The organism is Streptomyces clavifer (genome assembly GCF_036345975.1).
Lineage (GTDB): Bacteria > Actinomycetota > Actinomycetes > Streptomycetales > Streptomycetaceae > Streptomyces > Streptomyces clavifer.
Genome location: NZ_CP107793.1, coordinates 4,175,343 through 4,195,781, shown reverse-complemented (window position 1 = coordinate 4,195,781; position 20,439 = coordinate 4,175,343). Strand labels below are relative to the sequence as shown.

Annotated in this window: 24 protein-coding genes and 4 pseudogenes; 11 read left to right on the top strand and 17 right to left on the bottom strand. The window is 68.7% G+C overall.

The features are described from left to right. Nucleotides 1-18: 18 nt before the first annotated feature. The gene (arfB, locus tag OG927_RS18300) at nucleotides 19-453 is read right to left on the bottom strand and encodes an alternative ribosome rescue aminoacyl-tRNA hydrolase ArfB (RefSeq protein WP_056797275.1); all 435 of its coding nucleotides are present in this window, start codon (nucleotides 451-453) and stop codon (nucleotides 19-21) included. Between the two features lie 172 nt (nucleotides 454-625). Here arfB and OG927_RS18295 point away from each other — a divergent pair, with 172 nt between their 5' ends. Next, nucleotides 626-1,201: a TerD family protein gene (locus tag OG927_RS18295; RefSeq protein ID WP_056797280.1), complete on the top strand. Its 576-nt coding sequence runs from the start codon at nucleotides 626-628 to the stop codon at nucleotides 1,199-1,201. A 182-nt stretch (nucleotides 1,202-1,383) separates the two neighbouring features. Here OG927_RS18295 and OG927_RS18290 read toward each other — a convergent pair whose 3' ends face one another. Continuing rightward, nucleotides 1,384-2,796: a M1 family metallopeptidase gene (locus OG927_RS18290; protein ID WP_408058076.1), complete on the bottom strand. Its 1,413-nt coding sequence runs from the start codon at nucleotides 2,794-2,796 to the stop codon at nucleotides 1,384-1,386. A 210-nt stretch (nucleotides 2,797-3,006) separates the two neighbouring features. Between OG927_RS18290 and OG927_RS18285 the strand changes: the two genes are divergently transcribed. Continuing rightward, nucleotides 3,007-3,504 carry a hypothetical protein gene (locus OG927_RS18285; RefSeq protein WP_033297163.1) on the top strand — a complete coding sequence of 166 codons (498 nt, stop codon included), beginning with the start codon at nucleotides 3,007-3,009 and terminating at the stop codon, nucleotides 3,502-3,504. A 120-nt stretch (nucleotides 3,505-3,624) separates the two neighbouring features. Here the strand turns inward: OG927_RS18285 and OG927_RS18280 are convergent, their stop codons facing one another. Beyond that, nucleotides 3,625-4,335, bottom strand: coding sequence for a pentapeptide repeat-containing protein (locus tag OG927_RS18280; RefSeq protein ID WP_199862774.1), 711 nt, complete (start codon nucleotides 4,333-4,335; stop codon nucleotides 3,625-3,627). 101 nt (nucleotides 4,336-4,436) lie between these two features. On the opposite strand from OG927_RS18280, the gene OG927_RS18275 reads away from it, so the two are divergent. From OG927_RS18275 to OG927_RS18265, 3 genes and pseudogenes are all read left to right on the top strand, one after another. Further along, a complete protein-coding gene (locus OG927_RS18275) occupies nucleotides 4,437-5,621 on the top strand; it encodes an NAD(P)-binding protein (RefSeq protein WP_330320473.1) in 1,185 nt (394 codons plus the stop codon). 40 nt (nucleotides 5,622-5,661) lie between these two features. Beyond that, a pseudogene (locus OG927_RS18270) lies at nucleotides 5,662-5,796 on the top strand (oxidoreductase); the annotation flags it as partial. A gap of 38 nt (nucleotides 5,797-5,834) precedes the next feature. Continuing rightward, entirely contained in the window at nucleotides 5,835-5,972 is a 138-nt protein-coding gene (locus OG927_RS18265; protein ID WP_330321326.1) for a zinc-binding dehydrogenase, read from the top strand. A 32-nt stretch (nucleotides 5,973-6,004) separates the two neighbouring features. Here OG927_RS18265 and OG927_RS18260 read toward each other — a convergent pair whose 3' ends face one another. Further along, entirely contained in the window at nucleotides 6,005-6,481 is a 477-nt protein-coding gene (locus tag OG927_RS18260) for a GNAT family N-acetyltransferase (protein WP_124281493.1), read from the bottom strand. 40 nt (nucleotides 6,482-6,521) lie between these two features. Then, complete coding sequence (locus tag OG927_RS18255; protein ID WP_056797296.1) at nucleotides 6,522-7,430, bottom strand: aminoglycoside phosphotransferase family protein; 909 nt, start codon at nucleotides 7,428-7,430, stop codon at nucleotides 6,522-6,524. A gap of 94 nt (nucleotides 7,431-7,524) precedes the next feature. Between OG927_RS18255 and OG927_RS18250 the strand changes: the two genes are divergently transcribed. Next, complete coding sequence (locus OG927_RS18250; protein WP_056797301.1) at nucleotides 7,525-8,925, top strand: NAD(P)/FAD-dependent oxidoreductase; 1,401 nt, start codon at nucleotides 7,525-7,527, stop codon at nucleotides 8,923-8,925. 537 nt (nucleotides 8,926-9,462) lie between these two features. On the opposite strand, the gene OG927_RS18245 is transcribed toward OG927_RS18250, so the two are convergent. Continuing rightward, a complete protein-coding gene (locus tag OG927_RS18245) occupies nucleotides 9,463-10,305 on the bottom strand; it encodes an SLATT domain-containing protein (RefSeq protein ID WP_330320472.1) in 843 nt (280 codons plus the stop codon). 324 nt (nucleotides 10,306-10,629) lie between these two features. On the opposite strand from OG927_RS18245, the pseudogene OG927_RS18240 reads away from it, so the two are divergent. Further along, nucleotides 10,630-10,758, top strand: a pseudogene (locus OG927_RS18240) (IS3 family transposase); the annotation flags it as partial. A gap of 413 nt (nucleotides 10,759-11,171) precedes the next feature. Further along, the gene (locus OG927_RS18235; RefSeq protein WP_330320471.1) at nucleotides 11,172-11,693 is read left to right on the top strand and encodes a toll/interleukin-1 receptor domain-containing protein; all 522 of its coding nucleotides are present in this window, start codon (nucleotides 11,172-11,174) and stop codon (nucleotides 11,691-11,693) included. 233 nt (nucleotides 11,694-11,926) lie between these two features. On the opposite strand, the gene OG927_RS18230 is transcribed toward OG927_RS18235, so the two are convergent. Beyond that, nucleotides 11,927-13,381 (bottom strand): toll/interleukin-1 receptor domain-containing protein, encoded by a 1,455-nt coding sequence (locus OG927_RS18230; RefSeq protein WP_330320470.1) that lies wholly within the window; start codon nucleotides 13,379-13,381, stop codon nucleotides 11,927-11,929. Between the two features lie 396 nt (nucleotides 13,382-13,777). On the opposite strand from OG927_RS18230, the gene OG927_RS18225 reads away from it, so the two are divergent. From OG927_RS18225 to OG927_RS18215, 3 genes and pseudogenes are all read left to right on the top strand, one after another. Next, the gene (locus OG927_RS18225; protein ID WP_330320469.1) at nucleotides 13,778-14,266 is read left to right on the top strand and encodes a TIR domain-containing protein; all 489 of its coding nucleotides are present in this window, start codon (nucleotides 13,778-13,780) and stop codon (nucleotides 14,264-14,266) included. Next, nucleotides 14,260-15,123, top strand: a complete 864-nt coding sequence (locus tag OG927_RS18220) for an HIT family protein (RefSeq protein WP_330320468.1) — start codon at nucleotides 14,260-14,262, stop codon at nucleotides 15,121-15,123. Before OG927_RS18225 ends, OG927_RS18220 begins: the two co-directional genes overlap by 7 nt. A gap of 9 nt (nucleotides 15,124-15,132) precedes the next feature. Beyond that, a pseudogene (locus OG927_RS18215) lies at nucleotides 15,133-15,696 on the top strand (HD domain-containing protein). Here OG927_RS18215 and OG927_RS18210 read toward each other — a convergent pair. The 10 genes and pseudogenes from OG927_RS18210 to OG927_RS18170 all read right to left on the bottom strand — a co-directional run bounded on the left by OG927_RS18210 (nucleotide 15,684) and on the right by OG927_RS18170 (nucleotide 20,388). Further along, complete coding sequence (locus tag OG927_RS18210) at nucleotides 15,684-16,151, bottom strand: NUDIX hydrolase (RefSeq protein ID WP_330320467.1); 468 nt, start codon at nucleotides 16,149-16,151, stop codon at nucleotides 15,684-15,686. The pseudogene OG927_RS18215 and the gene OG927_RS18210 sit on opposite strands and share 13 nt — an antisense overlap. Beyond that, nucleotides 16,138-16,659: pseudogene (locus tag OG927_RS18205) on the bottom strand (XRE family transcriptional regulator); the annotation flags it as partial. The gene OG927_RS18210 and the pseudogene OG927_RS18205, both read right to left, overlap by 14 nt. A 33-nt stretch (nucleotides 16,660-16,692) precedes the next feature. Continuing rightward, the gene (locus OG927_RS18200; protein WP_330321325.1) at nucleotides 16,693-17,496 is read right to left on the bottom strand and encodes a phosphotransferase family protein; all 804 of its coding nucleotides are present in this window, start codon (nucleotides 17,494-17,496) and stop codon (nucleotides 16,693-16,695) included. A 122-nt stretch (nucleotides 17,497-17,618) separates the two neighbouring features. Further along, complete coding sequence (locus OG927_RS18195; protein ID WP_330320466.1) at nucleotides 17,619-17,831, bottom strand: hypothetical protein; 213 nt, start codon at nucleotides 17,829-17,831, stop codon at nucleotides 17,619-17,621. Further along, on the bottom strand, nucleotides 17,828-18,988 hold the full coding sequence (locus OG927_RS18190) for a radical SAM protein (RefSeq protein ID WP_330320465.1): 1,161 nt from the start codon (nucleotides 18,986-18,988) through the stop codon (nucleotides 17,828-17,830). Before OG927_RS18190 ends, OG927_RS18195 begins: the two co-directional genes overlap by 4 nt. Before the next feature lie 101 nt (nucleotides 18,989-19,089). After that, nucleotides 19,090-19,230, bottom strand: a complete 141-nt coding sequence (locus OG927_RS18185; RefSeq protein WP_330320464.1) for a hypothetical protein — start codon at nucleotides 19,228-19,230, stop codon at nucleotides 19,090-19,092. Then, complete coding sequence (locus OG927_RS36195; RefSeq protein ID WP_456293803.1) at nucleotides 19,218-19,454, bottom strand: DUF7848 domain-containing protein; 237 nt, start codon at nucleotides 19,452-19,454, stop codon at nucleotides 19,218-19,220. The genes OG927_RS18185 and OG927_RS36195 overlap by 13 nt, the downstream gene beginning before the upstream one ends. Then, nucleotides 19,451-19,666: a hypothetical protein gene (locus tag OG927_RS18180; RefSeq protein ID WP_275535463.1), complete on the bottom strand. Its 216-nt coding sequence runs from the start codon at nucleotides 19,664-19,666 to the stop codon at nucleotides 19,451-19,453. Before OG927_RS18180 ends, OG927_RS36195 begins: the two co-directional genes overlap by 4 nt. Nucleotides 19,667-19,738: 72 nt before the next feature. Then, nucleotides 19,739-19,948 carry a hypothetical protein gene (locus OG927_RS18175; protein ID WP_330320463.1) on the bottom strand — a complete coding sequence of 70 codons (210 nt, stop codon included), beginning with the start codon at nucleotides 19,946-19,948 and terminating at the stop codon, nucleotides 19,739-19,741. Then, on the bottom strand, nucleotides 19,945-20,388 hold the full coding sequence (locus OG927_RS18170) for a hypothetical protein (RefSeq protein WP_330320462.1): 444 nt from the start codon (nucleotides 20,386-20,388) through the stop codon (nucleotides 19,945-19,947). Before OG927_RS18170 ends, OG927_RS18175 begins: the two co-directional genes overlap by 4 nt. Nucleotides 20,389-20,439: the final 51 nt, after the last annotated feature.

Genomic DNA, 20,439 nt, shown 5'->3' with positions numbered 1-20,439 from the left:
GTCGGAAGGCCGTACGGGCTACCAGTCGCGGCCGGAGCGGCCGCGTTTCGTGTCGCCGCGCTGCTTCTTCTCCCGCAGCCGGCGCTCGTTGATGCCCCGCGGGATCTTCTTCTTGAGGCGCGGCTTCGGCGGCGGTGCCGTGGCCTCCGCCAGGAGCGCGGCCAGTCGCACGGCGGCCGTCTCGCGGTTGCGCCACTGGGAGCGGTGCTCCGAGGCGCGTACGGCCACGACACCGCCCACCAGCCTGCTCTCCAGCCGCTCCAGCGCCCGCGCCTTCCAGACCTCCGGCAGCACCTCGGTCGCAGCCAGGTCGAACCGGAGCTCCACCTGGGAGTCGCTGGTGTTGACGTGCTGCCCGCCGGGGCCGGAGGACCTCGAGAAACGCCACATGAGCTCGGCCTCCGGCAGGGAGACCGAGCCACGGATGACATAGGGCCCGGACATGACACCCATGTTCCCTGCCCCGCAGCCCGTTCGTCACCTTCTTTTGCCATCGTTCGACCAGAAGTTCGGTAAAGAAAGTAAAGCGAGCAGGAACCTCGTGGTCCACTGCCTGCGTTATGACGGGTGACGGTAGCTTTCGTGATGGCACGAAGCCCGCACACGACGAGGAAAGGGACTTCCCATGGCTGTAAGCCTGTCCAAGGGCGGCAACGTCTCGCTCACCAAGGAGGCCCCGGGCCTGACCGCCGTCACGGTCGGCCTCGGCTGGGACGTCCGCACCACCACCGGAACCGACTTCGACCTCGACGCCTCGGCGATCGCGGTCAACACGGCCGGCAAGGTCTACTCCGACGGCCACTTCGTCTTCTTCAACAACAAGGCGACGCCGGACCAGACCATCGTCCACACCGGTGACAACATCACGGGCCAGGGCGAGGGCGACGACGAGCAGATCAACGTCAACCTGGCCGGCCTCCCGGCGGACATCGAAAAGATCGTCTTCCCGGTCTCCATCTACGACGCCGAGGCCCGCAGCCAGAACTTCGGCCAGGTCCGCAACGCGTTCATCCGCATCATCAACCAGGCCGGCGGCACCGAGCTCGCCCGCTACGACCTGAGCGAGGACGCCGCCACGGAGACCGCCATGGTCTTCGGCGAGCTCTACCGCAACGGCGCCGAGTGGAAGTTCCGCGCGGTCGGCCAGGGCTACGCCTCGGGCCTGCGCGGCATCGCCCAGGACTTCGGCGTCAACCTCTGACGCGGACGACTCACCCACGGGAGCCCCCGGCCGGCAGGCCGGGGGCTCCCGTGCGTCCGGACGGCGCCCCGACCCGTCGCGCCGCGGGCCCGTCTCGCCCCTTTCGGTTCCGTCGCACAACCGCGCGGAGCGACCCGCGCGGAGCGAGCCACGCGGAGCGAGCCACGCGGAACAGGAGCCGGTCAGCCTCGGGCGGGCCGGCTCCTGCCGTTGAGCCAGGTGCCCCACAGCTCGGTGAGATCGAGGCCGGACTCCCGCTCCGCGTACGCGGTGAAATCGTCCGTCGAGGCGTTGCCGTGCCGATGTGCCGTCAGCCAGCCCCGGACCAGGGTGAAGAAGGCCCCGTCGTCGCCCATCTCCTGCCGGACCCGGTGGACGACCATCGCCCCACGCCCGTACACCGGGGGCCGGGACAGGTCCGCGGGGCCCGGCGGACGGCCCGCGGGAAACGCCCAGTTCGCCTCGTCCTCGTACGCCTCGTCGAAGTGTTCCCGCACGGTGGCACCCCCGTGCTCCTCGCTCCAGAGCCACTCCGCGTAGGTCGCGAAGCCCTCGTTGAGCCACATGTCCTGCCAGCTCGCGGGCGTGACGGAGTTGCCGAACCACTGATGGGCCAACTCGTGGACCAGCAGGCCCATGTCCGGCGGCCCGGGGAAGAAGGGCCGGTTCTGGGTCTCCAGTGCGTATCCCGCGTCCCCGGGCAGACCGACGATCGCCCCCGTCGAAGCGAAGGGATACGGGCCGAACGTCCGCGCCCCCCACTCCATGACCTCCGGAATGCGGGCCGGCACGACGGCGCTCGACCCCGCCACCCGTGCGTCCACGGCGGTGACCACCGGCAGGCCGTCCGCGGTGACGTCGTGCCTCAGTGTGTAGCGGCCGACCGCGACGGTCGCGAGGTAGCTCGCCATGGGTTCGCGGGTACGCCAGTGGAAGACCGTGCGCCCGCTCTTCGTGCGACGGGACACCAGCTCCCCGTTCGAGACGGCGGTCCGCCCCTCGGGGACGGAGATCCGGACGTCGTACGAGGCCTTGTCGACCGGGTGGTGGTTCCCGGGGAACCAGGCCGGCGAACCGGCGGGCTCCCCGAGGGCGACCGCCCCGTGCTCCGTCCTGAGCCAGCCCTCCCGGGACCCGTCCGCGTCGGTGACGGTCCGCGGGGCACCGGAGTAGCGGACGACCGTGCGGAAGGTCCTGCCCCTGCGGAGGTGGTCCGCGACCTCGCCGTCCGGCCGCAGTGTCAGCTCGTCGCCCGCCCTGTTCACGGAGGCCGGCCGGCCCTCGACGGTCGCCGAGCGGACGTCGAGCCCGGTGAGGTCCAGGTTGAACGCGCTGAGGTCCTGGGTGGCCCGGGCCGTGATCACCGCCGTACCCCGCACCTGCCCCGCCCCGTCGTCGACGTCGAGGGCCAGGTCGTAGTGCGTGACGTCGTAGCCGCCGTTGCCGAGCCGGGGGAAGTAGGGATCGCGCACTCCTGCGGCACCCGGTGTGCCCACCACCCCGCGGCCCGCCGTGCACGTGGTGGCCAGGGTGACCACGGCGAGGAACAGGGCGGCGCCCGGCACGGTGCGGCGTGCCGCTGATCGCTGATCCACACCGGCGATCCTACGTACGCGCACGGGGTGCCGGACTCCGCCGACGGGAGCCCCGCTCACCCGCACCGCGCTCGTCCGGTCCGCCGTGCCACGGTCCGGAGCGCGGAAGCCCGGCTCCGGGCCACCGCCCCACCGGCCGAGCCGTCCGCCCGGGCGCGGGCGCTCACGGGACCGGCGCGGGCCGCTCACCGGACATGACACCATCGAACCGTGCTCGACATCGGCTACTCCCTCTCCCGGCGCTTCCCGGACCCCCCGCAGACCGACTACCGCCGCGCGGACGTCCACGCCCTGCGGCACGATCTGTTCTCCGGCGACGTGTACCTCGCCGACACCAAGGCGGACCGCGAAGTATCCACAGCCTGGGGATGGGTCCCCGTCCTCGACTTCGCCTGGGCCCTCTGCGACATCGTCGAGCAGATCGACCGGGACCCCCGGGGCAACCGCTCTCACCGCCAGCAGTACGCCGAGCTCGACTTCACGGAGTCCTCCGACCGGATGCTCTTCGAACGCCGCTTCGGCTGGGTGGACGTCGAAGCCGACTGGATGCCCGGTGACGAGCCCCCGCTCACCTTCAGCCACTCCCTCCTGCGCCGCGAGGCCCGCGACTTCCTGCACGACCTGATCGCCGACCTGGCCGACATGCACGAAGGCCTCGCCGACAACCCCGTCGTCTGGGACCTCCAGGCCCGCTTCCCCCGCCTCTGAGACCCGGGGTCCTTCGTCCGGGCCGGCCGGAGGAACAGCGGGACCCTCCACCACCCCTGGCTGCGCGAGGTGCGGTGCCGGGGCTCGCGGGCCCCGGCCTGATCCGCACGGAGTCCTCGGTCAGGCCTCCACCCGCACCCCGATCTGCGCCGCGAACGCCGGAGCCAGCTCCATCAGCTGGGACGGGCTGATCACCGCACCCGCCAGCCGCTCCACCCCCCGTGCGATGTCGAGCTCGGCCACCGTCCGCAGATCGACCGACTCCATCCGGACGGCACTGAAGTCGGCACGCTTCAGCACACAGTCCCGGAACTCCACCCGCACCAGCTGCGCGTCCCCGAAGTCCGGCTCCGACAGCACGCAGCCCTCGAACACGACGTCCTTCAGCCGTGCCTTGCGCAGATTCAGGTAATCGATCTTCCCGCCCCGGATCAGCACCCGCTCCAGCACCGCGCCGTGCAGCTGCACCCCACCCAGCCGGGCGTCCACCACCTCCACGTCCCGCAGCGACGCCCCCGCAAGGTCCGTACCCACGCCCCGTACGCCCGTCAGCACCGAGTCGATGAACCGGGCCCGCACCAGCTCCGTACGGTCCAGAGCGCATCCCCGCAGCTCACAGTCCATGAAGCGCGCGCCGGGACCCGACGCGTCCGCGAGGTCCGTCTCCTCGAAGCACACACCGTCGTAATCCCCGTCCGCCTCCAGGCCCTCCCCGTCGTACGCGACGAGCGGGGGCAGTCTCACCTCCGGCCGCCGCACCTCCGCGACCGTGTCCTTCGCGCCCCTGCCGCCCCTGCCGCCCGTGTTGCCTCTCCCTGCCATGCCCCCCATCGTGACGCACAGCACTGACAACGTCCCGGACCCGTGTCACAGAACACCCGCGCCCGACCGTCCCCCCTGCAGAACAGCGCCCACCGCGAGGAGACACAGCCATGCAGCGCATCCACATCGTCGGCGCCGGGCTCGCCGGACTGGCAGCGGCCGTCACCGCCGCCGAATCCCGGGCCCCCGTCACCCTGTACGAGGCCCACCACACCCTCGGCGGACGGGCCAGGACCGCGGAAGGCCCCTACCTCACCAACGAGGGGCCCCACGCCCTGTACCGCCGCGGGCCCCACTGGGCCTGGCTCGAACGGCGCAACCTCCTGGGGCCGGTCGCCTCCGTACCGCCCCTCGAAGGCACCCGCTTCCTCTTCCGCCGCAACGGCGCGCTGCGCAGGACCCCGCCCCTCGCCCTGCTCCGTCTCGCCCGCCGCCGTGCCCCCGTCGACACCGACTTCCACAGCTGGGCCAGTCGGCAGGCGGGCGAGGACGGCGCCCGCGCGGCCGCGCACTACATGGGTGTGGCGCTCTTCCACCACGATCCCGGCTCGCTCTCCGCCGCCTTCGTCCAGGAACGGCTCCGCCGCGCCACGGCCCTGCCGCCCGAGGCCCGCTACCCCGTCGGCGGCTGGGCCCAGATCGTCGAACGGATGGCCACCCGCGCCTGGAACCTCGGCGTACGCATCGAGACGGCGGAACGCATCGGCACCGGAGCACTCCAGGACCTCGCCCGCACCGGGCCGGTGATCGTCGCCACCCACCTCGCCGCCGCCCGCACGCTGCTCGACGACCCCACCCTGACCTGGGACAGCGGCCGGACCGCCCTGATCGACCTGGCCGTGCGGACCCGGCGCGGCGACCCGTTCATCCTCTCCGACCTCGACGCCCCCGGCTGGATCGAACGGTTCACCGCCCAGGACCCCACCCTCGCCCCGCAGGGCGAACAGCTCGTCCAGGGCCAGATCCCCCTCGCCCCGGACGCCCCGCGTGCCGAAGCCCTCCACCGCGCCGAGCAGCTCCTCGACCTCGGCTTCCCCGGCTGGCGCGACCGCACCACCTGGCGCCGCGACTCCCTCGCGGCCGGCCGCACCGGCGCCGTGGACAGGCCGGGCACCACCTGGCGCGACCGCCCCGCCATCGACCGGGGCGACGGAATCCTCCTCGCGGGCGACCAGGTCGCCGCCCCCGGACTGCTCAGCGAGGTCTCCTTCAACAGCGGCATCGAGGCAGCCGCCCTGGCACTCGCCCGGATCGGGAGAGCGGCACCGGAAGGGCTTGACCTCAAGCGCCCTTGAGGTCGAAGAGTGGCCCACACCGCCACCCGGGGAGCCCGCCATGCACGCCGTCCGCCTCCGCGCCTTCGGACCCGCCGAGAACCTCACGTACGAACGCACGGCCGACCCCGTACCCACCCCCGGCCAGGTCAGGATCGCCGTCGCCGCAGCGGGTGTGCACCTCCTCGACGCGGCCGCGGCCGCCGCCATGATCGGCACGGGCCGCACCACACCCTGGGCATCGTCCGGTTCACCGGCCTCGGCCCCGCATCCGTCGCCGTCGTCCAGCGCTACCCGCTCGCCGAAGCGGCCGCCGCCCACCGCGCACTCGAGACCCGCGGCACGAGGGGCAAGGGCGTCCTGATCCCCTGACCGGGGCCCCTCGTCCCGGCCCCCGCCCCGGCTCAGCGCCCCCCGAGCCCGGCCAGCGCCCCGTCCGTCAGCCGGTACACCGTCCAGCCGTCCTGAGGACGCGCCCCCAAGGACTCGTAGAACGCGATGGACGGGGCGTTCCAGTCCAGCACCGACCACTCCAGACGCCCGTACCCCCGCTCCACACAGATCCGCGCCAGCTCCGCGAGCAGGGCCTTCCCGTGCCCGGCGCCACGCCGCTCCGGACGTACGTACAGATCCTCCAGGTACACCCCGTGCACCCCGCGCCACGTCGAGAAGTTCAGGAACCACAGCGCGAACCCGACCACCTCGCCGTCCTCGTCCGCCACCGCGACATGCGCGTACGCCGCCGGCAGCTCCCCGAACAGCGCCTCCCGCAGCTGCTCCTCCGTGGCGTTCGCCTCGTCCAGGGCCTTCTCGTAATCGGCCAGCTCACGGACCATGGCGTGGATGGCGGGGACATCAGCGGCAGTAGCTCGACGAATCATGGGAGCAGCGTAGACACCCGCCCCGGGGCGCCCCCACGTCTCACCCGCGCCCCAGCAACCGCCGGGCGATCTCCACATGGTCTGCCGGCAACCGCTGCCCCCCGCCGCGAATCCACAGCCCGTTCTGCAGCACCCGCCCCAAGGTCCAGGCACGCGCCCGCTCCCGGTCCAGCCCCAGCACCCCCGTCATCGCGTCGAACCGCCACACCACCTCCGAGGCGTCGAAGCGGTTGTCCAGCGCGGGAAACAGCTCGAACCCCGGGTCCCCCGCCAACGGTTTCGGATCCAGCGCGATCCACTCCCCCGCCCGGCCCTCCTCCGCACACCCGGCCAGGATGTTGTCGTAGTGCAGATCCCAGTGCAGCAACCGGTCCCCCGGCTCCCCCGCCACCTCCCGTACCGCCGCGGCGCAGTCCAGCAGCAACCGCCGCTCCCCCTCGTCCGCCAGCGCCCCGACGGCCCTCGGCGCCTCCTCCAGCATCAGCGCGGCCACGTCCCCCAGCCGCCGCATCCCCTCCGGAGCCGGTACGGCCACCAGCCGGGCCAGCGACTCGGCCAGCACCCGTACCGCCACCCGCGCGTCGGCCACCCCCGTCAACGGGCGCCGCTCGTCCAGCCGTTCCAGCAGCATCACCCCGGTGGCGGCGTCGTGCGCCAGCAGTCCCACCACCCCGGCGCCCGCCTCGCCCCAGACCTTCAGCGCGACCGGCTCGCCCACCGTCTCCTCGTCCACCGCCTGCAGCTTCAACGCCGCCCGCCGGCCGTCCGACACCCTCACCACCGGCAGCACCAGCGCACACATCCCGTACAGCGCCGGCCCGTCCCGCCGCAGCCCCCACTCCTCCAGGAACCGCCCGGCCAGCCCCGGAAGTCCGGCGATGAACGACCGTCCCGCCGCGCCGTTGAACTCCGACTGTGACGCAACCAAACCCTCGGGAATCTCGATCACGCTCCCAGGCTAGAAGCCTCCGCGCGCCGGGACCCCCGGAAGCGCAGTAACGTCCCCTCAGCGACTCGGCTGCACACGGACAAGCAGGGGACACATGAGCACCGTCAGTACCGTCAACGGCGGCATATCGTTCTGGTACGCGGACGAGGGCACTCCCGCCCCCCGCGAACCCCTGCCCGGTGACACCACCGCCGACGTCTGCATCGTCGGCGGCGGCTACACCGGACTCTGGACGGCGTACTACCTCAAGAAGGCGGTCCCCTTCCTCAACATCACCGTCCTCGAAGCCAGGTTCTGCGGCTACGGCGCCTCCGGCCGCAACGGCGGCTGGCTCTACAACGGCATCGCGGGCCGCGCCCGCTACGCGAGACTCCACGGCCACGACGCCGCCGTCCGCCTCCAGAAGGCCATGAACGACACGGTCGGTGAGGTCATCGGAACCGCCGCCGCCGAGAACATCGACGCGGACATCCACCACGGCGGCGTCCTCGAGATCGCCCACAGCCCCGCCCAACTCGCCCGCCTCAAGGACTTCCACTCCGTCGAGATCGCCTTCGGCGAGACCGACCGCGTCCTGCGCGGCGCCCGCGAGACCGCCGAACGCGTCCACGTCACCGGAGCCGTCGGCTCCACCTGGACCCCGCACGGCGCCCGGCTGCACCCCGCGAAGCTCGTCAAGGGCCTCGCCGACACCGTCGAAGCCCTCGGCGTCACCATCCACGAGTCCACACCCGTCACCGAGATCAAGCCCAAGCACGCCGTCACCCCGTACGGCACGGTCCGCGCCCCCTACGTCCTGCGCTGCACCGAGGGCTTCACCGCCGGCCTCAAGGGCCACCGGCGCACCTGGCTCCCCATGAACTCCTCCATGATCGTCACCGAGCCCCTCCCCGAGGCCCTCTGGGACACCATCGGCTGGGACGGCCGCGAAACCCTCGGCGACATGGCCCACGCCTACATGTACGCCCAGCGCACCGCCGACAACCGCATCGCCCTCGGCGGGCGGGGCGTCCCCTACCGCTACGGCTCCGCCACCGACAACGACGGCCGCACCCGGCCCGCCACCATCGAGGCCCTGCGCGACCTCCTCGTCCGCTTCTTCCCCACCACCGCGGGCACCCGCATCGACCACGCCTGGTCCGGCGTACTCGGCGTCCCCCGCGACTGGTGCGCCACCGTCACCCTGGACCGCTCGACCGGTCTCGGCTGGGCAGGCGGCTACGTCGGTTCCGGCGTCGCGACCGCCAACCTCGCCGCCCGCACCCTGCGCGACCTCATCCAGCAGGACTCCGGCCAGGCGGGCCCCACCGACCTGACGACCCTCCCCTGGGTCAACCACAAGGTCCGCCGCTGGGAACCGGAACCCCTGCGCTGGCTCGGCGTCCACGCCCTGTACGCCGCCTACCGCACCGCGGACCGCCGCGAGGCGACCTCCCCACAGGCGGGCACGGACCGGATCGCCAAAGCTGCGGACCGGATCTCGGGCCGCGGCTAGCCACGACGGTCGCCGGGTGTGGAGCGCCGTAACCGAACCGACAGACGGGGGACCGCATCGGAGCAGGTGGAGGCGGCGATGACAGGCACCGGTCCGGATACCCGGGCGGGCACCGGTGGGCCCCGGCCAGGCACCCACGAGACCGCGCCCAGCGAAAAGGCCAGGTCACGGGTTAGGTGACCTGGCCTTCCACGGAGCCCCCTGTCGGATTCGAACCGACGACCTACGCATTACAAGGGCCTGCATGATCATCCCGGGTGGTGCTGGGCAGTGCCTGTGAATCCCGTTTCCCCAGGTAGGAGACCTGAGGGGTTCGCAACGCGTACCGCTCGATCCACCCCATGCCACCCCGTCCGCTCACGCAGCGCTCACGCACTCCGGGCACGTGATCGTTTTGCGGCCAACACGCTTTCCAACTGTGCGCATGATCGTCCGGGGCTGTTCATGGGCGTTCGCGCTGCTGGTCGGAGGGGGTGCGCGTACGACAGTGGACCGTGGCGTCCGTCAGCGAACTGGACAACGATCAGGATAATGACGTCAGCCCTCGGGCGTCTCTGTCGGCTGGTCGAGTTGCTGTTGGCGCTTGCGCTGGTCGTTCTTGAGGGTTTCAACGCGTTCGGTGAACTCCAGCAGAGCCGCTGCGTCGTCTGTGCTGCCCTTGTACCGACCCACCTTCAGGTTGACGGCGTCGTACTCCTCCTCGATGGCATCGGACGTCTGCTGGAGGTAGAAGCTGCGCTCGCGGAACTTGAAGTAGCCGGTGAAGCCTGCCGCGAGGCCAACTGAGAAGCTGGTGCCAACGGTGATCCACTTGTAGGGCGCTGGGGTTTCCGCGAGGCTCGCTGCCGTCGACGTCGCCAGCGAGCCGATGATGATGACGCTTTGGAAGAGGTTGTGAACCCGCCTGTAGCGAAGTCCGTCGGAGCGGTACTGCTCGATGGCTCCTGGCACGGTCTCTCGGTAGATGTGGCGGCGGGTCTCTGTTGGCAGGTTGGTAGATACGGCGGAAAGGCGCCTTCGCTCTATGGCCAGCTCAAGGTCGATCTTCTTCGTCGCCGCGTACCCCGACGCCCACGTGTCTGAGAGGACCGTATGTATGCCGACACGGTCGGTGCTGTTCTCGCGGACGATCACGCACAGGACCAGGAGGGCGACGAGAAGCGGGATGCAGGCCAGATTGACGCGGGCGAGGTCGACGCGGCCCCATGCCGCGATGTTCCCGATGAAGAGGAGCAACAGCAGTGTGGGGGCGGAGGAATAGGTCGAAACCAATAAGAGCCGCTTAAGGCGGGCTTTACGGATGTCATGCCGAAGACCGAGGATCTCCCTGTCGTGGCCGAGGAGTCTCTCGATCGCCCTTTCGGCTGCTGGCTGTGTCATGGCCCCCCACTACGACTCCGCATTGATCGCGTGAACCGATCATAGGAGCGCTTGAGTTGTGAAGGGGCATCTTGGAAGATCGGGCTGGTCGCTCTGATGGAGTTGATGGCAGGTAGCGTCGTCGTGTCGAGTGCAGTGGACACCATCGGCGTGCTGCGGAAGCTGATGAGCTAGCCGGTTCGTCGTCCGGTACGGGGTGCAGCAGGGCGTGCGCTTCAGTGATGCTCGGTAACGCATCCCACTTGTTGCGGCGAGCCCATACGGGACTGCTGCACGGATAGGTGACACCTGACCTGGCTTGCTGAGAGGCGGCCTGGAAGGATGTTGCAGATCGCGATCGTCACCTGGATCGAGCGCACCTACCACCGACGCCGGCGTCAGAGACGCCTGGCCCGATTGACCCCCGTCGAGTACGAGACCATCATGACCCCACCCGCAGCCCTGGCTGCATAAACCCCGCTGTCACCCGATCATGCAGCAGTCCCCAGAGGTCTGTTGGCCGCAGGCAAGCAGACAGTCGCGATGCATGCGAGTGGCCTCGACTGATTCTGCCCCTCGGAGAACCGCAACCTGCGGGAACGTGCTGGCGAACCGGGTCTACGTGTAAAGGAGATGGCTCCAGGAGCCGGGTGGACTACCGTATAGCTATGAGTCGTTGTACAGCCCCACGCCAGGGTCATCGGACCGCCAGCGGACGTGCGGCGTGCCCCGCGTGCGGCGGCGGAGGCTATGGGTACTCGTCACCCCGGTCCTACTACCCGCCGCCGGCTTACACGCCGCGGAGCGGTGGCGGCGGCGGCGCGACCAGTGGGGGCAGCTCCAGTAGCGGTAGGACGCGGGCGCCTTGGTCACCGAGCACCTCCTCCGTGATTTACACACCAGCCGAGGTGAAGGGGCTGACTCCTGTTCGCGACGCCGCCGTGTTGCGCGCGCGTCAACAGCCCGACCTTCGGGATGTCTTCCTCTGCCACGCATGGGACGACCGGCGCGGTGCCGCCCGGAAGTTGTACGACCTGCTGGAAGCAGAGGGCGTGTCCGTCTGGTTCAGCGAGAAGGACATCGCGCTCGGCCTGCCCTTCATGCGGGAAATCGACAGGGGCCTGGCGAGGTCGCGTACGGGTCTCGTCCTGGTTACCCCTGCGCTACTGAGGCGCATCGATCACGGTGGTGTCTCTGACAAGGAGCTCTCGGAGCTCCTTGCACGTGACCTGCTGCTCCCTGTCATGCACGAAACGACCTACGGCGAACTCCGGGACATTAGCCCCTTGCTTGCTTCTCGAAACGGCTTGGACACGGCAGATGATTCGATGGCAGTTATTGCCTCCAAGATCGCCGAGCTGGTCGCCGTTGAGGACGAGCTGTCCGAGCTGCCCACACCGGAGAACTAGTCGTCCGGCGTGCCCGGCCGTCGCTTCGCGTCGTCGGCGCCAAACCCGCAGCGTGGCTGGCCGACCTCGCATGGGAGACCGAAGCCTGGGTGGCTGGCGCGCCTGACCTCTGATCCACTTGCACGGCTCACGGTTCCTCGGCCCCTATGAGTGAGCTTTCCCAGCTCGCGCTCTTATGGGTTGAACCCAGGTCGCGGCCGTGACCAGGCCCTGCGCCGCTGCACCTGTCCCGCCTAGCGTTCCGTCGCCGTCGCCAGCCGCGTACGGACCGGCAGACTCAGCGTGTCGACCCGCACCCCTATCAGAGTGAGCCGTCGGACGGCCTCTGTGCTAAACATCCGGCGCTGCCACCGCTGGTAGCGGTAAGAGCACTCCATGGTCGTCCAGGACAGCCAGAATCCCACAAGCCCAGCGGCCACGGGCGCCGCGTGCAGCCGCACCCCACCCCCTCCTTGGACGCCGAGGGACATAGTCCAGGCGAGAGTGAGGGCGACGGTGAGCGCCAACCACAGGAAGTACCCGCTGAAGATCCAGGGCTGCGCCTCACACAGCCATCGGAACCGCCCACGTTCCGCCGCACGCCCTTGAGCCGCAACCGCCCCTGCCAGCTCTTCGAGCGCGAACCGTGCTCGATCCCGCTGCTCTCGCCGGATCGGCGCGCCCCACTCCTGCGTACGCACGTCAAGCCGAGCGATCTCCCGCCGTACCACCGCCATCGGGGCGGACAAGGGCATCGCCTCTGGCCACTGCACCCACCGTTCGCGGTCGTCCTTGAGGGAGCGCACGAAGCGGGCTGCCATCGGGCCGACGGCAACACACATGCCTAACATCAGCACGACGGCGAAGCCAGGACTCCGCCCCCACACTTGAATCACCAGCACTGCCGCGAACAGCAGGAGAAAGGCCGGCACCGGATAGGTTGCCCGGAGGTAGTTCTCCTGCGTGGCCTCCTGCAGTTCACGTTCCCACGCTTGGACGGGGCGGCGCATGAGGCCGCAGGACAGCAGTACAGCGATTAGAACGAAGCCCATCAGCCCAAGGGACGCCAGGGCCAGCAGCAGAGCGACGGGGTCGTCGCCCGGTTCTGGGGGCAGCCCAGTCGCCGTTGCTACCCACGGCACCAGAACGCAGAGTGAGGCGGCGAGAAGGCCCGTGGCCCAGCCGAGTAGTCGGCCGGGCCGTCGTGGCGGCCGCACTTCAGACAGGACTGCTGGCACCCACTCCGGTGCCACCAGGGTCTCCAGCGTGGCGATTAACTCCTCAACGGCCGCGTCCCAGCCATCAGCGCGGATCCGATGTGCCTGTCGCAGGGAGAGATCCCGGATCGACGCGGGAAGCAACTCGGGCGACGGTGGCTCTACAGCGTCAAGGAGCAGGGGGATCACGGTCTTCCCAGCGGCAAGCGCCAGTTCGATCTCGTGCCGCACCCAGTCGCCCTCGCGGTCGAGGGATCGCGCGCCCGTCGGGTCCCGCGCCTCAAGCCACCCCTCCGAAATGGTGACGAGCAGAACCTCGCAGTCATGCACTCGGCCTCTGAGGTCGTCCGGGTAGCGGTTACCCGGCAGCATCGACGACGTGTCGAGGAAGACTTGTGCATCACCGAAGTGACGGCTGAGATGATCACGCAGCCGGTGCACCGCATCTGTGGCACGCGGACTCCTGCGGTAGTTGATGAAGACGCCCCCCATGGCGGTGTAGCTCCTCCTTATCCGTTCCCTCTGTCAGGGTGGTGGCTGAGTCATGCTTCTGAACACTCAAGATCGCGAAGGTCAGGACGTCAATGCACACGGGCCGGCTTCGGCCAGAGCGATGATCTTCGAGGTAGATCACACTGTGATGCTCCGCCCGCTGCGGTCGGCGACCTCTGGCTCCGCACTTGCGGGCTCCCCGGATCCATGCGCTGGACTTCTGGGCCATGGCGCTGACGGAGATAGACCGGCTGCTTGCGGCTGCGATCCGCATCAGAGTTGCCTTGCGTGACCACCTCGCCCAAAACGCACGACTTCTTGCGTTCTCATACAAGTTGTCGGGGGTCGCAGCTAGAGTCGCATTGGTCCACATCGGCACTCTCGATAGGCATTCCCATGGCCAAGACAGTCTTCTACAGCTTCCACTACGAACAAGATGTCCACCGGGTCCAGTTGGTTCGCAATATTAACGCGCTTGAAGCGCAGCCACTGTTGAACTCTCAGGACTGGGAGCAGGTGCGCAGACTTGGAGACGAGGCAATCGAGAAGTGGATTCACGAGCAGATGGCGTACAAGAAGGCCGTGATCGTCCTGATCGGCAAGTACACGGCAGGTCGACCCTGGGTCATGCATGAGATTAAAAAGGCATGGGCCGACAAGAAGCCGCTGCTAGGGATTCGAATCCATAGCCTCTCGGCACTTGGGGGCATTGACAGTGCGGGCCCCGACCCCTTCACCAGGGCTATTGGTGCGGGGATAGTGCCGGTATTTGATCCCACGACGCAAGATTGGTCGGGAAATACCGACAGCAAGGCGACCTATAATAAACTGCGCGACAACTTGGAGTTTTGGTCGAATCAGGGGGCTATTAGAGCGTCATGGTGAATCAATCTGGATGCCCGTTTTGTGCGATTGCCGCAGGAGATGACTCCAGCGCGAGGCTGGTGTATCGCACCCAAGAGGTCACCGCATTCTTCCCGTTGGAACAAGCCACTCGCGGTCACACTCTGATAGTACCGAACCGCCATGTTTCAGACCTGACCGATCTCAACACTGCCGAGGGCCGCGATTTGGGTGAAGCACTCCTCAAAGCAGCGCGTGCGATCCGTTCGGCCCTAGCTCCGGATGGTTTGAACGTAATTCAGTCGACCGGGGCAGCCGCTACTCAAACCGTACCTCACGTGCATTTCCACCTCGTGCCCCGATGGTCGGGGGATCGCATGGTGCTTGGATGGCCTGCGGGTGCGGCCGAGAATAGTCAAGCTCAAATCCAGACTCTCGCTGCGATCCAGTCTGCGCTTTTTAATGAAGTAAGCGCGGTTGATCCGGAGGATCGTCGGCAGCACTTGTCATTCATTCAAGCGATAATTACGCGCATGTCGCAAGCGTCTTCATCCTCGAAGGCGTGGCTGCTTCCAATCGTAACCGCGACTTACGGATACGCGATCACGAAGAGTTCGATCTTCGTGGCGCTCCTCGGCCTATTGGCGGTACTTGTCTTTGGTGTCCTTGATGCTAATTATCTGAAGCAGGAGCGCGCCTTTCGCAAGCTCTATGACGAGGTGGCGGCCGGTCGTTCAATTCCTGCATTCTCCTTGAATCCTGCTCTGGCGTCGCCCGCGGGTTCTCGCGTCAACTACTGGCCCGATTGGCCGGATGTCAGATCGTGGGCGGTTGCCCCTGTTTATGGGCCCTTGCTGCTTGCGGGGATGGGCATAGGCGCCTGGCTGCTCTACCGTTGAGGCCCAAACATGAACGGATCGATGGCGAAGTGGGCATGCTCGGTGGCCGAAGTAGAGCTGCGCGAATCGCTTCCTCGTTGATGGGCGCACTCGCAAGAGGTCGGGCGGCGCGCGGGCGAACTGGCGGAGGTCGTCGGAGATGAGGCGGACCTGTTGTTCGCTGCTGCGGTGCTGCACGACGTGGGTTACGCTCCGCGACTGGCCGCGACAAGCTTCCATCCGCCGGATGACGCCCGGTTCCTTCGCGACATCCATGCTGCGGATGAGCGGCTAGTTCGGCTGGTGGCAAACCACTCGATGGCATTGTTGGAAGCGGAGGAGCGAGGGCTGCGGGACGTGTTGGAGGCAGAGTTTCCGTTGCTGGACGACCAGCTTCTTGTAGACGGGCTCGTCTACTGCGACATGACGACCACGCCCGATGGTGAGGTCACCACTGCGGAGGCCCGGCTGGCGGAGATCACCGTTCGCTACGACACGGACAGCCCAGTGGGGCGGTTCATCCGTCGGGCGCAGCCGGACATCCGTGCAGCCATCGGTCGGGTGGAAGCAGCCCTGGCCGCTCAGCCCAGGTAGGGGTACGTGCCGGCGAGGTAGTCGCCGATCTGCTGGCGCATGCTGGGGTGGATGTCGTACTGGTCCATGTCGTTGGGCTGGACGTAGCGGACGCCGTCGGCTTCGTCGTTGATGGTGGGTTCGCCGCCGACGGGTCTGCCGATGTAGGTGTTCTCGTACTGCTGGCGGATCTCGCCGTCCGTGTAGGCCACGATGTGGTTCGGGTTCGTGTAGACCCCCAGGAAGCCCGTGACCTCGGCGATGATTCCGGTCTCTTCCAGGCATTCACGCACGGCGCACTGGGCCGCGGTCTCGCCGATGTCCTGGGCTCCTCCGGGCAGGGCCCATTGGCCGGTGTCCCGGCGGCGCTGGAGGAGTACGGCGCCGTTGTCGTCGACGACGAGCAGGTTGTTGGCGGGGATGAGCGTGTTCGCCTTGGGGGCCTTGGGGTCGTTGTAGTACTCAGTCCTGCCCATGCGGCGAGGGCCCCTCCTGGTCCGGTGTCCAGGGCCGTGCGGTGGCCCAGACAGCTTCGAAGCTCCGAGCGTAGTTGTCGAACCAGCCTGCCGTATCTGCTCTGCGGAGGAGGGGGTTGGCACTGACCGGCTGGCCCCAACACATGCGGGTTGATCAGAAGGTCATCGTCGTACCGGAAAATGGAGGTGTAGAGCGTGGTGTCGTGCAGCCTCACCTCGCATCCGGCCTCGTACAGCAGCGGCCGGTAGTAGGTCAGGGAGGCGCGGATCTTGGCCGCGAGGGTGTCGCCGATTCCCTCTTCGTGGCCCCGCATTGCTGCGGCCCCGGCCCTTCGAGTCGCCGAAACAGAGCCCGCACCCGTACCCCGGTTGATGCGCGTTCGGCGAGCATCTTGGCGACGTGCGGGGTGGACTGGGCAAAAAAGGTGCCGGAGAAGACGAGGACGTTGATCTGCTCCTGGGCGCCGTTGAGCAGCGACAGTCACGTGTCGCGCGGGACGTTCGCCCGCACGTGCTTGTTACCGACACGGACCAAGTGTCTTTACAGCTTCCCTTCGAGGATATGCCGGAGCGTAGCCGCCTGCTTCGCCATCCTTCGCTTCCACGATGTCCCGCCCTCCTCTGCAATCTCCCGCCACAGTGCTGCGGTGGCCGCGCCGAACGCTGCCAGAGCTTGCGGCTCGGCCCCACGCCACGACGGGAACCGCCCCGCGAAGGCCACCGCCGCCTCCACCGTGTGCCCGGCCTCCATGAGCCGCAGTGCCAGCGCCCCCGGGTCGATCCAGGCCGCACCCCGAGTCGGCCATGCCCAGTCGACGAGCCGGGCCCGCTCACCGACGATCAGGACGTTGTCCGGGGCGAAGTCGGTGTGCAGCAGCGCGTCGCCGCCGAAGTAGTGCGACGTCCCTGGCGGGGCATATTCCGCCCACCGATCCACGGCATTCTTGATCTCGATGTCGGGCGGGGCCGTGACCCCTTGCAGTTCTGTGAGCGCGGCTTCCACGAGCGACAGGTCGGGCGAACCGGGCGCGTAGTCGGCGTGACGGCCGTGGACGACCTCGTATCCCAGGAGGCTCCAGCCGTCGAGTTCCAGGTGCCAGTACAGGCGCGGGCAGGATGCTGGCAGGTGTGGGGCAATGGCCGCCTCGCGGCGTTGCGCCCTGGCCTGTAGGTGGTCGGCCGGGATGCCCTTCACGAAGACACTGCCGCTCTCGGTCTCTAGGACGGAGGCGATGCCGGAGTTCATGCCGCCCTGCACGGTCCGCGCCGCGTGCACGCGGCCTGTCTTGTCGACGATGGCCTGCCGGACGTCGGCGGGTAGCTGCTCGAAGGGGATGCGGGACATGGACACGCGCGGTTCCTCAGGTGCTGGGTTATAGAGAGAGTGCCGCCTCGGCCAGAATACGGCCGAGGCGGCACTCAGAGGGCGCGATGGGCAGCGCTGGTAACGCCCTCTGTGGGGGATATCTAGTAGGGCTGGTCGTCGCCAGCCGAGCAGCTGCACTCGGCGCCTTCGGCGGCCTCGTCCAGGTCAGCGATGATCTGGATCTCGTCGTCCTTGATCGGCGCGGCGGTCAGTGGCACCGGCAGGACTCCGGTGGGGCAGGTGGCCGGCCTCTGTCCGATGGTGAGCAGGACCGGTTCGCGCGGCGGGGCGAGGGTTGCGGGTGAAGGGGTCATGTTCCGTAGCCTCCATGCTGGCAGTAGAGCTCTCGACGGTCCCCCGCGTCCTGGTAGAGCTTGGCCAGCGGTCGGCACGTGCGACACGTGCCGACCTTCGTGCAGCCGGAGCATCCACCGGTGCGGAGCTGTAGGGACTCGGCGATCGAGCCGAGTCGAGGCAGGGCTTCGACGCCCTCGGTGATGAGGTTCACGCTCGGGTCACGGCCGACCTTGCAGATCGACGCGATGCCGTGCGGGTTGACGTGGAAGAACGTGTGGCCCGCGTTGCAGCCAGTGAAGATGCTCCGGGCCTTGAGGTGGCTCTCCGCCTGCGTGGCCAGCGGGTTCGCCTCGCCGTCGATCGTCGGCGACATGTTCGTGAACACCTGAGTGGGGAAGCCGTAGGACTCCGCAAGGCGCACCATCGCGTCGGTCTCGTGCGCGTTGTCGTCCGAGACGATCACGTTCAGCCGGACCGGCAGCCGGTCCTCGCGGGCGGTGTCCAGGCCCTGGATGAACCGGCCGAACGCTCCGCGATTCCGCGTCACCTTGTCGTACGTCTCGGCGGTCGCGCCGTAGACGCTCAGGGTCAGGCGGTAGGGCCGGTGGCGGGTGAAGAGGTCCCGGATCGGTCGCTTGCGCAGCGAGGAGCCGTTCGAGGAGACCTGCACCATCATCCCGAGCTGATGGGCGTACTCGTACGCCGCGCCGAACTCGCGGTCGATCAGCGCCTCACCGCCGGTGATCTGCAACCACAGCACCCCGGCGTCCCTCAGCGTCCGAAGCAGCGTCTGCTTGCCCGCCCAGTCCAGACCCTCGAACCGCTTCTCGCCGAGGTAGCAGAACTCGCAGTCGTAGTCACAGCCGAGGTTGATCTCCCACGACGCCTTGCCATACCCGTACCCGGAGCGCTCGCGGACGAGGATGACGTCGTCGAGCGGCGCCTCGGGCAGCTCGACGCCCCAGGCCCTCTGCGCCGCATCGGCCAGCCAGGTCGGGGCAGGCCGGCCCTCCTTACCGGCGGCCCGCAGCTCCTCGTAGCGGACCTCCGGGATGCGCACGCCGGCCGCCCGGCCGGGCCGGACGAGCAGGTACTGGGCGAGGAACGGGCTGGCCACGAGCAGCGGGACTGTTCCGCTCTGCAATTCCTGGGTGCTGGTGCTCGTTGCGGTCATGGGGCCTCCACGGCTCGGTGTGAGGGATCAGTCGGGTCCGGTGGTGGGCAGCGAAAAGGTCGGACATTCCCCGGTCGGCGGGTCCTTTCGCGCAGCGCACGTCAGGGTGCGATCCGTGCGGTCGAGGCGGCCACGCCGATCACGAAGCCGCACGAGGCAGACACGAGCACGATCAGCAGTGGCCCGGTGTAGCGGGCGATTCTGGCGACCTGGGCGGCGACGCGGCCGGTCACGGCTTCCACCACGCCCTCCACGGACGGGTGATGACCTCCCGGTACGTGTGGTGCGTCGGATTGCGCCCGCCGTGCGCAAACACCCAGTTCCGCGAGGCCGTGAATTCGGTGCCCGTGGGCGAGATATCTCCGCACACTGCGCACTGCATTGCGTAACTGGTCGGCTCGGCGTCCGGCTCCCGGTCGGGCTGCAGCGTCCACTGCTGGTGCCGGACGACCGCGCGCGGACTCATCGGCCGGCCTTCTCTGTCATGCGCGACGCGCGGAGCGGTGTATGGCGCGCAACGCCGATGGATCCGAAGCCAGCCGGCTTGGCGAAGTGGGCCAGCAGCACGGTGTGGGCGAGGGCGAGATCGCTCGTGAGGGCGCACAGCGCCCGGGCGGCGATCATCGCCAGGCCGAGCGAGAGGTGGTTCTGGGCAGTGCGCAGGCCGGACGGGTACACCGGGGTCCTCCTTCCGTTCAGGGGGTGGGCATGCCTACTGATCACTCGGTTCGACGAGCAGAGCGCGCTCGGTCACCAGAGGCCGTGTTCTTCGTCGAGGCGGGAGGCGCGGCTCTTTACGACTCGGAGGGAGTCAGGTTCGGCTGTGTCCCACTGCGCCGTCGTCGGTCCCTGCCTCGGGCGCAGGACCCAGGTCACGTTCTGCCTGATGTCGGTCACGATCGCCTGCCGGCCTTCGGCATCCGCGACGATGTCGCCGACCTTGGCCCGCGTCGTGTTCACCACGACGCCTCTGGCGCGAGGTGTCCGTACGAGAACCGTCGGGCGGCTCCCTCGAAGAGGGTGGGGCGGTGTTCGAGCTGGCCCGGGGTGCGCTGCTGTGGCCCGGCAGTCGCTTCCACGAGAAAGCCACCCCGGTCCCTGACGAGAACGCCGAGGGCGGCGAACTGCGCGGCGTCGAGCGCCACGTGGGAGATGGTCGCCACGACGACACCGCGCACGAGGCCGGACGACAGAGCGCCCGTCATGGCCTGCCAGCCCAGGCGAGACCCCAGGGGCGCACTCGGGTCGCGGTCTGTCCACGCGCCGGCCACGTGCCAATGGCGGGCATCGGCGTAGTGGCGGGCACGGCGCTCGGCCTCGCGTACGGCATGAGTGGAGGTGGCGCAGGAGTAGACGGCTACCGGTACATGTCCGACGCCGCCGAGCGGAGTGTTCGGCATGCCCCAAGCGTGCTGCTGGGGCTCCGTACGGAACAGGCACGCCCCGTGGCT

What these genes read in the sequence shown, in the direction of transcription:
- arfB (WP_056797275.1), bottom strand. Translation starts at nt 453, where the DNA reads ATGGGTGTCATGTCCGGGCCCTATGTCATCCGTGGCTCGGTCTCCCTG.
- OG927_RS18295 (WP_056797280.1), top strand. Translation starts at nt 626, where the DNA reads ATGGCTGTAAGCCTGTCCAAGGGCGGCAACGTCTCGCTCACCAAGGAG.
- OG927_RS18280 (WP_199862774.1), bottom strand. Translation starts at nt 4,335, where the DNA reads ATGGGGGGCATGGCAGGGAGAGGCAACACGGGCGGCAGGGGCGGCAGG.
- OG927_RS18275 (WP_330320473.1), top strand. Translation starts at nt 4,437, where the DNA reads ATGCAGCGCATCCACATCGTCGGCGCCGGGCTCGCCGGACTGGCAGCG.
- OG927_RS18260 (WP_124281493.1), bottom strand. Translation starts at nt 6,481, where the DNA reads ATGATTCGTCGAGCTACTGCCGCTGATGTCCCCGCCATCCACGCCATG.
- OG927_RS18250 (WP_056797301.1), top strand. Translation starts at nt 7,525, where the DNA reads ATGAGCACCGTCAGTACCGTCAACGGCGGCATATCGTTCTGGTACGCG.
- OG927_RS18245 (WP_330320472.1), bottom strand. Translation starts at nt 10,305, where the DNA reads ATGACACAGCCAGCAGCCGAAAGGGCGATCGAGAGACTCCTCGGCCAC.
- OG927_RS18230 (WP_330320470.1), bottom strand. Translation starts at nt 13,381, where the DNA reads ATGGGGGGCGTCTTCATCAACTACCGCAGGAGTCCGCGTGCCACAGAT.
- OG927_RS18225 (WP_330320469.1), top strand. Translation starts at nt 13,778, where the DNA reads ATGGCCAAGACAGTCTTCTACAGCTTCCACTACGAACAAGATGTCCAC.
- OG927_RS18220 (WP_330320468.1), top strand. Translation starts at nt 14,260, where the DNA reads ATGGTGAATCAATCTGGATGCCCGTTTTGTGCGATTGCCGCAGGAGAT.
- OG927_RS18210 (WP_330320467.1), bottom strand. Translation starts at nt 16,151, where the DNA reads ATGGGCAGGACTGAGTACTACAACGACCCCAAGGCCCCCAAGGCGAAC.
- OG927_RS18200 (WP_330321325.1), bottom strand. Translation starts at nt 17,496, where the DNA reads ATGTCCCGCATCCCCTTCGAGCAGCTACCCGCCGACGTCCGGCAGGCC.
- OG927_RS18195 (WP_330320466.1), bottom strand. Translation starts at nt 17,831, where the DNA reads ATGACCCCTTCACCCGCAACCCTCGCCCCGCCGCGCGAACCGGTCCTG.
- OG927_RS18190 (WP_330320465.1), bottom strand. Translation starts at nt 18,988, where the DNA reads ATGACCGCAACGAGCACCAGCACCCAGGAATTGCAGAGCGGAACAGTC.
- OG927_RS36195 (WP_456293803.1), bottom strand. Translation starts at nt 19,454, where the DNA reads ATGAGTCCGCGCGCGGTCGTCCGGCACCAGCAGTGGACGCTGCAGCCC.
- OG927_RS18170 (WP_330320462.1), bottom strand. Translation starts at nt 20,388, where the DNA reads ATGCCGAACACTCCGCTCGGCGGCGTCGGACATGTACCGGTAGCCGTC.